Consider the following 11,415-nt stretch of genomic DNA (forward strand, 5'->3'; position numbering starts at 1 on the left):
GCAAGTCCGATTGGGGTCTCCCCAATACCCCGACAACCGTATCCACGGTTGTATTTCACTACGTGAAAATTTAAAAGCGAAAAATAGGCATGGCGATTTACCACTTTTCAGTCAAAACCGTAGCACGATCAGCAGGACGTTCCGCCACTGCTGCGATTGCCTATCGGGCAGGTGAAAAGATCTATTGTGAACGTGAAGGCCGAGAACATGACTACAGCCGAAAAACTGGTGTGGAATACAAAGAAATTTATTTACCAGAAGGCGCACCGGAACATTTAAAGAATCGAGAAAAACTCTGGAACGAAGTTGAACAACGGGAAACCCGAAAAAACTCGACTGTAGCTAGGGAATTTGAAATTGCCTTTCCAAGTGAACTGAACCAGGAACAACGTCTGGCCATGCTCGAAGAATTATGTGCCAGCATCGTGGAAAGACATCAGGTAGCAGTCGATGCCTGTATTCATGCACCGCATACCGGATCCGGCAGTGATGAGCGCAATTATCACGCCCATATCCTAATGAGCACACGTAAACTTACGCCAGAAGGTTTTACAGAGAAAACCCGGGAACTGGATCAGAAACACAGTGGAGAAATCGAACACTGGCGCGAACACTTTGCCGATATCTGCAATATGCACCTGGATCTGGCTGGATACACTGCCCGAGTCGACCACCGCAGCTACAAAGACCAGGAGAATGGTTTAGAAGCCACGCTGCACGAAGGGCCGAAAGTCACCGAACTGCGCCGAAAAGGGATTAAGACCGAAATCAGCCGAAGCAATGACGAAATCAAACAGAGAAATCAGGCTCAGCTGCAATACGGCAAAAATATGGATCTGCTGATTGCTGAAAATGAGATCAAACTCAATACACTAAAAACTGAACAGCAGATCCAAATCAAAAATAGTGCTAAAACGCCACCAATTGACGAAAAAGCCCTGTTTGAAGAAAAACAGAGGGAAACCCTTGGCAAAGTATTAAAACGCGAAATCAGCGCAAAAGACGCGAATCTAGACCTGGATTTCATGCAGCAGCATCTAGAGAAGGCCGAAAAGACCCTGAGCAAGCAACACAAACATCAAAACGAGTTCAATCAGCAGCTCGCCCAGGAGATCGTGAAAAGCGGACTCAAGCAAAGTCATGACAAATTACAAAGCCTGGTCGATCAACACAACGAATTAACCCAGAACAAACCCTTACTGTTTGGAAAAAAAGCCTGGGAAGCCCAACGTGACGAGATTTATCAGGAACACAAAAAGCTGAAAGGTCAGCATGAACACCAGAAAAAACATGGTGTGAAGGAATTACTGCAAAATGATGCTTTCAAGGAACATGCCTGGAAGAAATATCAAAAACAGCATCCGGAGAAAGCCAAGCAATACCAGACCCTCTACCAGTCCTACAAGATCGTTAAAAAATGTGTGGATGAGATTAAAGCAGAACAACAGATGAAACTCAGACAAGAACAACAACTCAAAGCACAGCAACATGCGCCTAAAATGAAATCTCGTGGCATGAGTCGTTAAACAGAGCGAGTGTCTACGAGCGAACTGAGAAAATTTGCCCATCCCTTTCCCTGATTACAAGCTCCCTATCCATTAATCACCTACCCTACAGAGCATCCCGCATGGGTGCGAACTTTCCAAGTTTGATTCCTAAATCGAGCGTAGCGAGAAAAAAAGCTCATGAGCGAAGCGAATTCCGAGCTGCTTTTGATCTTGCTTTTGCTTTTTCTTAAATTCACGAAAATATGAACCAAAAATTGCCCCGACGAATCGAGCGAAAGCGAGATTCAATAGAGTTTGAGCAAAGCGAAAACCAAGGGCAATTTTTCATTCCCTGGGCTTTTAATTATTTTTAAGCTTTTAAATGCTTTTAGAGAGGCTCAAGTCTTTGTAAATAAAGGCTTCTAGAGCTTATATGACTACGTTTACCTACCAATATGACTACGTTTACCTACCAATATGACTACGTTTACCTACCAATATGACTACGTTTACCTACCAATATGACTACGTTTACCTACCAATAATCTACATTATTTTTTTTGTAGATTTAACTACGTTTACCTTGCATTAATCTACATATTTATTATTATAGATTTATATTCATAAGTAATAATGTAGATAAATAGAATGCGGGACTTAGTAGTTAAAGACAATGCATTAATTAATGCGAGTTATAACTTAGACTTAGTAGAACAACGTTTGATCTTATTAGCTATCGTCGAAGCAAGAGATAGTGGTCGGGGAATCAATGCAAATGACCCTTTAGAAGTCCATGCTGAGAGTTATGTAAATCAATTTAATGTTGCAAGACAAACAGCTTACCAAGCGTTAAAAGATGCCTGTAAAGATCTATTTGTACGTCAATTTAGCTATCAAGAAATTAATAAAAGAGGAAATGTAGAGAATGTTTTAAGTCGTTGGGTCAGCGAAATTAGATATATCGACGATGAAGCTACAGTAAAGTTAATATTTGCCCCTGCAATCGTGCCACTTATTACACGTTTAGAAGAACAATTTACTAAATATGAGTTACAACAGATTAGTAATCTCAGCAGCGCTTATGCTGTGCGATTATATGAATTATTAATTGCTTGGCGCAGTACGGGTCAAACTCCTATTATTGAACTTGCAGAGTTCAGACAAAAAATAGGCGTTCTTGATGATGAATATACAAGAATGGGAAATTTTAAAGATCGAGTATTAAATTTAGCTATTGCTCAAATTAATGAACATACGGATATTAACGTCCAATGTCAGCAACATAAAAAGGGACGTAATATTTCTGGTTTTTCATTCACCTTTAAACTGAAAAAAGTCGTTATAGCTCATACTAAAGAGCAAACTGCTCTTGAGATTTTCTCAAAATTTACCGATGCACAGTGTCATCTTTTTGCCAGTAAATTATCTGAGCTTCCAGATATGAATAAATATTCTCAAGGTACTGAAAGCTACTCACAATTTGCAGTTCGAATTTCTGAAATGCTACGAGATCCACAAAAATTTGAAGAACTACTCCCCTATCTAAAGAAAGTAGGCTTTAATACAAAATAAACTTCATGTTCAGATTGGATGTTCACACGAACATCCTTGTACACGCACTGAGGGATTACATTGAACACAACAAAATTCAGCGTCATGGACGCAAGTAAAGCCTTTAAAAAATCACGTACAACAATATATGAGGCTTTAAAAAATGGTGAATTATCAAGAGATCATGATGGTCTTATAGACTTATCGGAACTTATTAGAGTTTATGGCAATCCAATCAGTGTTCAGTCCAGTACACGCACTGAACAAGTTCAGAAGGATGTACAGGTACACGTTCAATCTGAAGTTGAAAATGTATTAAAAGATCAGATTTCTTTACTCAAAAATCAGTTAGATTTAGCAAATCAAAGAGAAAAGTCTTTGATGCAACATATTGAAGATCTTACTCACAGAATTGAGTTTAAAGGCACCTTAGAACAGCCAAAACAAGAAAATATTAATCAGCTAAATGAATCTACTAATTCGAATATAGCAACAGATCCTCGGTCACAGGATGAATCAAACTATGACGGATTGACTACTCCTGAGAACAAACGGATCCCTATCCCTGAACATATTGAGCCTGAACCTAAAAAAAGGGGCTTCCTGAGCCGTTTCTTCCTTCCTTATGGTTAGCCAGCACTCCACTTTTTTGATGAGCCAATTTCATTGCCAGCAATGAAATAATGACTCCTCAAAAAACCGGATGATGTTTATTGAAACTGAATAAAATCGTGGAACATTGCTTATTTATTAAGCGTGGAACACTAAAAAAGATAAAAAAAGCCCGAACAGGGATGTTCGGGCTATCAACTAGAAACTACAGCATTGATTTCTAAGTGGAATTATAACGCATTTCGTATAAGGTGTATTATGTTAATTTTAGAAATTCTAAAAAAGGGATAGTTTTTAACTATCCCTTTATCTTGTAAAAATTATCTTAGTAATAATACTGGTTTTGTAGAACTTGATAACAATTTGGTCGTCGTACTACCAATAAAAAACTGGCGTATCTTTGAATGACCATATGCACCAATCACAATCATATCAATAACGTTTTTTTCTTGATAATCCAATATAGATTTCTCAACATCACCTTCAAGCACACTATCAATGACATCAAAACCATTATTTGCAAGTAGCTCTTTTGCCCAAGTGACTTGTGATGTCATATCACTATTTGGCTTACCAACATATACCACATGAGCTGTCAGGGTTTTTAATAAAGGGCTATTTGCAATTTTGTCTACACAAATACGTGCAGTAGGACTTCCATCAAAAGCAATTAAAAATGACTGAGGTGGACTAAACGGTGAGGATGTGATTAACACGGGTTTATGAAGAGCACGAACAACATTTTCAATATGGGTTCCAACTTTACTGGAATTGTGCTCGGTTTCAGTTCCATGCTTACCCATAACAAGAACTCGAATATCCTCTTCCATTCCCATGATTGTTTCTAAAAGACTGCCATGGCGTTGAAAGCTTTGAGCATCAATAGAGAACTTCTCCAATAGATAGTTTTTTGCTTCCCGAAGAAGAATTTGGCCATGCTCTAGCTCAATTTTCCCCTTACGTTCTTCCAGTTCAACCAACTCGTTTAGCAAGGTTTCTCGACTTCCTAGACCAATTGCACCACTTAAATCTTGTGGTGCTTTCGCTTTTGGCTTATCAATGACATGCAATAACTGAAGAGGTGAATTCAATTTATCGCTAAACCAAGCTGCATAATCACAAACGGTATTTGTTGCTAATGATCCATCAATACATGCAATAATTTTTGACATAATTCATCCCTCTTAGTGGCTATTTAAGCGATCTAAAGCATCTGGCTTATCATGGATACCAAACTTATCGACTAACGTTTTACTGGCTTCATTCATTCCAATCAGTTCGACTTCTGTTCCTTCACGTCTAAACTTAATGACCACTTTATCTACGGCAGCGACCGCAGACACATCCCAAAAGTGAGCCTGACTAACATCAATCACAACTTTTGAAAGTGCTTCTTTGAAATCAAATGCAGACGTAAATTTATCTGCCGAGCTGAAGAACACTTGACCCGTCACCGTATAAGTACGGGTACTTTCAGGTTCATTAAATTCGGACTGAATTACCATGTAGCGTTCAATTTTGTTAGCAAAAAATAATGCAGAAAGAAGAACACCGACTAATACGCCATAAGCCAGGTTATGTGTGGCAACAACCACAACCACTGTCGCTATCATTACGATATTGCTAGAGAAGGGATATTGGCGAATATTGCGCAGTGAATCCCAGTTAAATGTTCCGATTGAAACCATGATCATTACGGCAACCAGTGCAGCCATTGGAATGACTTTGAGCCAGTCACTGATAAACACCACCATAATTAACAGGAAGACCCCCGCACTAAAGGTAGATAAACGGGTACGACCACCAGATTTCACATTAATAATTGATTGACCGATCATGGCACAGCCTGCCATTCCGCCTAAGAAGCCTGAAGCGACATTGGCAACGCCTTGTCCTTTACACTCACGGTTTTTATCACTGGTGGTATCTGTTAAATCGTCGACAATCGTTGCTGTCATCATAGATTCAAGCAAACCGACGGCTGCTAATCCCAGTGAATAAGGCAAAATAATAGCTAAAGTTTCAAGATTTAAAGGAATATCAGGAAGCAAGAAAATTGGAAGAGTATCTGGTAATTGCCCCATATCACCTACGGTTCTTACATCTAAACCAATGAACAAGGCAAAGAGCGTGAGGAGTACAATACAGATGAGGGGAGAGGGTAAAAGCTTGCCTATTACTGGGATATAGGGGAATAGATAAATAATGGCTAAACCACCAATTGTCATCGCATAGACATGCCATGTCACATTGGTGAGTTCAGGCAATTGGGCCATAAAAATTAGAATAGCCAAGGCATTCACAAAGCCAATCACAACCGACTTTGACACAAAGCGCATCAATGCACCTAATTTTAGATAGCCTGCTAGGATTTGAATAAATCCTGTCAAAATTGTGGCTGCTAATAAGTATTGCAGACCATGCTCTTTAACCAGTGTGACCATTAATAAAGCCATAGCACCAGTTGCAGCAGAAATCATCCCTGGACGACCGCCTACGAAAGAAATCACCACGGCAATACAGAATGAAGCATATAACCCTACCTTAGGGTCGACACCTGCAATAATTGAAAAGGCAATTGCTTCAGGAATTAGAGCCAAAGCAACAACAATACCCGCAAGAACATCCCCGCGAATATTGGAGAACCATTGTTCTCGAATAGTGGATAACATGAAAATAGCCTATTTTTTTAAATTTTAGGAAAGGCTAGTGATGTGATATATGACACACAAGCTACTACACCACATCACTAGACAGTGATGAGTTATTTACTGTTTTAAGAGATAAATAAACTTATGGTGGCGTAAGTGTCATATTAAGAAAGATATCTATTTTGGAGGGTTTCGGGGGCAATGATAGCAGTTAGGCCCTTTTCTATCCACCCTAACCGCAGTACTGAAGTAAAAGTAAGAATGATCATAGATAATTTTAGAATTGATTTATGTCCATTTAACATAATGGTGGTTATACGAAGTACACTTGTATATTAATATAATTATCAAACACTTAATAAAACCAGAAAAATCTAAAAATGACCGAAAAGCCGATTTTGAAACAAGTCGGCTTTTTTATGAGCAGTTTTGGAATGTTTTGCCAATAATTTTGACTAAAAATTACGCTTCTCAACTTGAGAGATACAATTTTATGATACATTATTGTATATACAAATTTGAATGTTTTTTATGGAACAGTATTTTGAATGGGATGAGGCTAAGAATCGAAAGAATCAGAAAAAGCATGATATCTCTTTCGAAATTGCAAGCCTTGTTTTTGAAGATCCACTGAGGATCTCAATCCAAGACAGACATACCGATGGTGAAGAACGTTGGCAAACCATTGGAAAAGTAAAAGGCGTACTAATGCTACTAGTAGCTCACACTATCTTTGACGAAGATGACTGTGAAATCATACGAATCATTAGTGCAAGACAGGTAACTAAGGCGGAGCGAAATCAATATGAGCATGGTTAGATATACACGCAAAGAGCTGAATAAAAGTTTCAGCGACAAGCAAGATGCTGAAATTGAACGCCTACTTGCTAAGGGAACTGTACCTGATGATCAATTAGATCTTTCTGATATTCCTGAAATCACCGACTGGAGTAAGGCAGTTCGTCATGGGCAATTTTATCGTCCAGTGAAGCAACAAACTTCTGTTCGTCTTGATGCTGATGTACTTGCATGGTTAAAAGCACAAGGGAAAGGCTATCAGACACGCATGAATAAAATTCTACGTGAAGCAATGTTAAAAGATTTAAAAAATCATTAATAAGAATGGGAGCTTAAGCTCCCATTCTTAAATTAATAGAAGAAATTTATATTAAAAATTTTTACTTAATAGTGATTAACGAGAAATCACTTCCAAATAATTTCTAATATTTTCTGATTTACACGCACTACGTTCTATATCATCAACAAACGTCTCTTGGTTATCACGCATTACATTAACGACTCTTTCCGCTAAATTTTCATTATCAATATTTTTAATAATATTGGCACAAGTTTCCATAGCAGCATATCTATTCATATATACAGCAGATTTAATTGCTAAATCTAAGGCCTTAACTTTATTCTCTAAGTTAACGTCTTTTGAGTTAATCAATATATGCATTATTTTAGCTATTGTTTCAGCAAATGCCCAAGCATAGTGTTGTGACTCTACAAATTTTTCATAAAGATTGAGGAAGTCCCCCAAAGTATTTTGCAGGTTTGGATCAGATAAAACTTTAAAGAAGGTAGGTCTAGATATTTCTTCAATAACTTTGAATAGGTCATCATCATCTAGATGAAGCATTTGATCTACAAACTGTTTAATCTGACTAGGTTCGTATCTCCCTTCTGATTTCAATAAATTTTTAATAAATTCTAAGTGTGCCTGAGCCTCTGCCAATGCTCCTCTTCTTTTTAATATTACATCAAAGCTGAGCTCTATAGCTTGTTTCATTTCCGCTAAGTTACTAAAACGTCTATCTTTTGTAGGAGCACATGCTTTATCTAATACATATTGTAATGAACTATGTATATTTTCATGTTGTCTAAAGTAAGTAGGGTCAATATTGGTTAATAATGCATAGATACTTTTTCCTAACATAAAGATATCAGCTTGGGCATCTGCATATTTAAAACCATTATCTTGGAATTCTGGAGGAAGAAATCCATGAGTCCCCCAAGAATCAGAACTCACAGTAAATCTAGAAATTGAATTTGGCTCTAAACCTAATCCAAAATCAGATACAACAATATGATCCCCATTAATTAAGAAGTTTTGAGGTTTGATATCCCGATGATAAATACCCTCACTATGCAATTCGCTAATACAATCGATCATCTGATTTATAATCTTTTCTTGCTGAATATGATCTTTAGCTAATATTGTATGAAGCTTGCATAAATCCCCTTGCTCATAAAATGGCATAACGAAATATGGAGGAGAGTGTTCAAAATTATAATGTAATATTTGAACTACTTTTTCATTACCTTGAAATTTACTGACTAAACGGACTTCCCTTTTAAAGCGCGATAAATATTCCTCACTAGTCTCTCTACAATATTTTAAAGCAAGAGTTCCTTGATATTCTCCTGTCAAATCTTTAACTAATAAGACTAACCCCATGCCTCCATTGTCACTACATAGACGAACTACTTCAAACCTTTGATCAAACACTTGCATGTAGAGTTCCAAAATTTACTTAAATATTGATTTTATTTATTTTTTAAATAAAAAAACATACTGCTAAAGTATTTTAATAATAGAAAAAAATTGAATCTAAAATTAACAGAATACACATTATACTAGAGGTCTTGTTCCTGAATCTTCTAAACATTTATTTAACATAAAATCTCATATACGCAATCAAAAAAGTGAGGTAAAAACCTCACTTTGTATAAAGCCAAATGAATGGATATTTCCTAGAATTTTAATTAATAAAAGTTATCACGGTAGAAGTTATAAGTAGTATTGTGGCGATCAATGTTAAGTAGATGCATGATTTACTCATTGATTGATCATCTACTTTGAAAAAGTTCTTTATTGGATCCTTCCAACCAGTCATTTGACTCCAAGGATACCAAAAACATAAAAAACCCAAAGTACTTAAAATTCCGGCTAAATCAAAACTTTTGGATAAGCCAAAGAGACTTATAGCAACAGATGCTGCACCTAAGACAAAACCAAACCAAGATTTAATCAAGGGAGCCTTGGGAGAAGTTATTGATAAATTATTCATATTAGAGTTCTACATTAAAGATTAAATAACTTTCTGTCTCTTTCATCCGTCAAATACCGGTCCATCTGAGCGATCAATTTAGCCCGTGCCTGTTCATCTTCTTCAGTGATTTTTAGCATACAAGATCCGATTAGAATTTTGCGTCTAGTATCATCTTTACGAGCCTGTTCTTTCTCTTTAGCACGTTCTCTTGCAAGTGCTGCCTGTCTTTGAGCTTTAAGCTGTTTCAGCTTTTCTTCCTGGGCTTTAATTTTGCTGTCTAGTGTTTCAGTAACGCTCATTAATCCAATACCATCATCCTGGGAAACCATCCCTAACATAAGCGCACTTGAATATGCATTCAAGGTGCTATATGTATAGTAATGTTTTCCTCGAAGAGCGCACTTATGCAAACTTCGTTCGCAAGTCCGATTGGGGTCTCCCCAATACCCCGACAACCGTATCCACGGTTGTATTTCACTACGTGAAAATTTAAAAGCGAAAAATAGGCATGGCGATTTACCACTTTTCAGTCAAAACCGTAGCACGATCAGCAGGACGTTCCGCCACTGCTGCGATTGCCTATCGGGCAGGTGAAAAGATCTATTGTGAACGTGAAGGCCGAGAACATGACTACAGCCGAAAAACTGGTGTGGAATACAAAGAAATTTATTTACCAGAAGGCGCACCGGAACATTTAAAGAATCGAGAAAAACTCTGGAACGAAGTTGAACAACGGGAAACCCGAAAAAACTCGACTGTAGCTAGGGAATTTGAAATTGCCTTTCCAAGTGAACTGAACCAGGAACAACGTCTGGCCATGCTCGAAGAATTATGTGCCAGCATCGTGGAAAGACATCAGGTAGCAGTCGATGCCTGTATTCATGCACCGCATACCGGATCCGGCAGTGATGAGCGCAATTATCACGCCCATATCCTAATGAGCACACGTAAACTTACGCCAGAAGGTTTTACAGAGAAAACCCGGGAACTGGATCAGAAACACAGTGGAGAAATCGAACACTGGCGCGAACACTTTGCCGATATCTGCAATATGCACCTGGATCTGGCTGGATACACTGCCCGAGTCGACCACCGCAGCTACAAAGACCAGGAGAATGGTTTAGAAGCCACGCTGCACGAAGGGCCGAAAGTCACCGAACTGCGCCGAAAAGGGATTAAGACCGAAATCAGCCGAAGCAATGACGAAATCAAACAGAGAAATCAGGCTCAGCTGCAATACGGCAAAAATATGGATCTGCTGATTGCTGAAAATGAGATCAAACTCAATACACTAAAAACTGAACAGCAGATCCAAATCAAAAATAGTGCTAAAACGCCACCAATTGACGAAAAAGCCCTGTTTGAAGAAAAACAGAGGGAAACCCTTGGCAAAGTATTAAAACGCGAAATCAGCGCAAAAGACGCGAATCTAGACCTGGATTTCATGCAGCAGCATCTAGAGAAGGCCGAAAAGACCCTGAGCAAGCAACACAAACATCAAAACGAGTTCAATCAGCAGCTCGCCCAGGAGATCGTGAAAAGCGGACTCAAGCAAAGTCATGACAAATTACAAAGCCTGGTCGATCAACACAACGAATTAACCCAGAACAAACCCTTACTGTTTGGAAAAAAAGCCTGGGAAGCCCAACGTGACGAGATTTATCAGGAACACAAAAAGCTGAAAGGTCAGCATGAACACCAGAAAAAACATGGTGTGAAGGAATTACTGCAAAATGATGCTTTCAAGGAACATGCCTGGAAGAAATATCAAAAACAGCATCCGGAGAAAGCCAAGCAATACCAGACCCTCTACCAGTCCTACAAGATCGTTAAAAAATGTGTGGATGAGATTAAAGCAGAACAACAGATGAAACTCAGACAAGAACAACAACTCAAAGCACAGCAACATGCGCCTAAAATGAAATCTCGTGGCATGAGTCGCTAAACAGAGCGAGTGTCTACGAGCGAACTGAGAAAATTTGCCCATCCCTTTCCCTGATTACAAGCTCCCTATCCATTAATCACCTACCCTACAGAGCATCCCGCATGGGTGCGAAC

11 protein-coding genes are annotated in these 11,415 nt (G+C 38.4%); 6 read left to right on the top strand and 5 right to left on the bottom strand.

Features of this window, described 5'->3' with window-relative positions:
• Window positions 1-89 precede the first annotated feature (89 nt).
• The 3 genes from mobQ (F955_RS00135) to F955_RS00145 all read left to right on the top strand — a co-directional run bounded on the left by mobQ (F955_RS00135) (window position 90) and on the right by F955_RS00145 (window position 3,671).
• Complete coding sequence (gene mobQ, locus F955_RS00135; RefSeq protein ID WP_004889521.1) at window positions 90-1,526, top strand: MobQ family relaxase; 1,437 nt, start codon at window positions 90-92, stop codon at window positions 1,524-1,526.
• A 609-nt stretch (window positions 1,527-2,135) separates the two neighbouring features.
• Window positions 2,136-3,059: a replication initiation protein RepM gene (gene repM / locus F955_RS00140; protein ID WP_004811812.1), complete on the top strand. Its 924-nt coding sequence runs from the start codon at window positions 2,136-2,138 to the stop codon at window positions 3,057-3,059.
• 60 nt (window positions 3,060-3,119) lie between these two features.
• Entirely contained in the window at window positions 3,120-3,671 is a 552-nt protein-coding gene (locus tag F955_RS00145) for a plasmid replication DNA-binding protein (RefSeq protein ID WP_223182242.1), read from the top strand.
• 299 nt (window positions 3,672-3,970) lie between these two features.
• Here F955_RS00145 and F955_RS00150 read toward each other — a convergent pair whose 3' ends face one another.
• Both F955_RS00150 and F955_RS00155 read right to left on the bottom strand, forming a co-directional pair.
• Window positions 3,971-4,822, bottom strand: coding sequence for a universal stress protein (locus F955_RS00150; protein ID WP_002115246.1), 852 nt, complete (start codon window positions 4,820-4,822; stop codon window positions 3,971-3,973).
• 12 nt (window positions 4,823-4,834) lie between these two features.
• Window positions 4,835-6,322 (bottom strand): SulP family inorganic anion transporter, encoded by a 1,488-nt coding sequence (locus F955_RS00155; RefSeq protein WP_004889525.1) that lies wholly within the window; start codon window positions 6,320-6,322, stop codon window positions 4,835-4,837.
• Between the two features lie 510 nt (window positions 6,323-6,832).
• Between F955_RS00155 and F955_RS00160 the strand changes: the two genes are divergently transcribed.
• A complete protein-coding gene (locus F955_RS00160; RefSeq protein WP_000438824.1) occupies window positions 6,833-7,120 on the top strand; it encodes a BrnT family toxin in 288 nt (95 codons plus the stop codon).
• Complete coding sequence (locus F955_RS00165) at window positions 7,107-7,418, top strand: BrnA antitoxin family protein (protein WP_004889528.1); 312 nt, start codon at window positions 7,107-7,109, stop codon at window positions 7,416-7,418. The genes F955_RS00160 and F955_RS00165 overlap by 14 nt, the downstream gene beginning before the upstream one ends.
• Window positions 7,419-7,493: 75 nt before the next feature.
• Here F955_RS00165 and F955_RS00170 read toward each other — a convergent pair whose 3' ends face one another.
• The 3 genes from F955_RS00170 to F955_RS00180 form a co-directional block, all read right to left on the bottom strand.
• Complete coding sequence (locus F955_RS00170; RefSeq protein WP_002083777.1) at window positions 7,494-8,819, bottom strand: protein kinase domain-containing protein; 1,326 nt, start codon at window positions 8,817-8,819, stop codon at window positions 7,494-7,496.
• 247 nt (window positions 8,820-9,066) lie between these two features.
• Window positions 9,067-9,375, bottom strand: a complete 309-nt coding sequence (locus F955_RS00175; protein WP_001061745.1) for a hypothetical protein — start codon at window positions 9,373-9,375, stop codon at window positions 9,067-9,069.
• Between the two features lie 14 nt (window positions 9,376-9,389).
• On the bottom strand, window positions 9,390-9,656 hold the full coding sequence (locus F955_RS00180) for a mobilization protein (protein WP_151725796.1): 267 nt from the start codon (window positions 9,654-9,656) through the stop codon (window positions 9,390-9,392).
• Between the two features lie 209 nt (window positions 9,657-9,865).
• Between F955_RS00180 and mobQ (F955_RS00185) the strand changes: the two genes are divergently transcribed.
• Window positions 9,866-11,302, top strand: coding sequence for a MobQ family relaxase (mobQ, locus tag F955_RS00185; RefSeq protein ID WP_004889521.1), 1,437 nt, complete (start codon window positions 9,866-9,868; stop codon window positions 11,300-11,302).
• The last annotated feature ends 113 nt before the right edge of the window (window positions 11,303-11,415 follow it).

It is taken from the genome of Acinetobacter schindleri CIP 107287 (assembly GCF_000368625.1).
Taxonomy (GTDB): domain Bacteria; phylum Pseudomonadota; class Gammaproteobacteria; order Pseudomonadales; family Moraxellaceae; genus Acinetobacter; species Acinetobacter schindleri.

What these genes read in the sequence shown, in the direction of transcription:
- mobQ (WP_004889521.1), top strand. Translation starts at nt 90, where the DNA reads ATGGCGATTTACCACTTTTCAGTCAAAACCGTAGCACGATCAGCAGGA.
- repM (WP_004811812.1), top strand. Translation starts at nt 2,136, where the DNA reads ATGCGGGACTTAGTAGTTAAAGACAATGCATTAATTAATGCGAGTTAT.
- F955_RS00150 (WP_002115246.1), bottom strand. Translation starts at nt 4,822, where the DNA reads ATGTCAAAAATTATTGCATGTATTGATGGATCATTAGCAACAAATACC.
- F955_RS00155 (WP_004889525.1), bottom strand. Translation starts at nt 6,322, where the DNA reads ATGTTATCCACTATTCGAGAACAATGGTTCTCCAATATTCGCGGGGAT.
- F955_RS00160 (WP_000438824.1), top strand. Translation starts at nt 6,833, where the DNA reads ATGGAACAGTATTTTGAATGGGATGAGGCTAAGAATCGAAAGAATCAG.
- F955_RS00165 (WP_004889528.1), top strand. Translation starts at nt 7,107, where the DNA reads ATGAGCATGGTTAGATATACACGCAAAGAGCTGAATAAAAGTTTCAGC.
- F955_RS00170 (WP_002083777.1), bottom strand. Translation starts at nt 8,819, where the DNA reads ATGCAAGTGTTTGATCAAAGGTTTGAAGTAGTTCGTCTATGTAGTGAC.
- F955_RS00175 (WP_001061745.1), bottom strand. Translation starts at nt 9,375, where the DNA reads ATGAATAATTTATCAATAACTTCTCCCAAGGCTCCCTTGATTAAATCT.
- F955_RS00180 (WP_151725796.1), bottom strand. Translation starts at nt 9,656, where the DNA reads ATGAGCGTTACTGAAACACTAGACAGCAAAATTAAAGCCCAGGAAGAA.
- mobQ (WP_004889521.1), top strand. Translation starts at nt 9,866, where the DNA reads ATGGCGATTTACCACTTTTCAGTCAAAACCGTAGCACGATCAGCAGGA.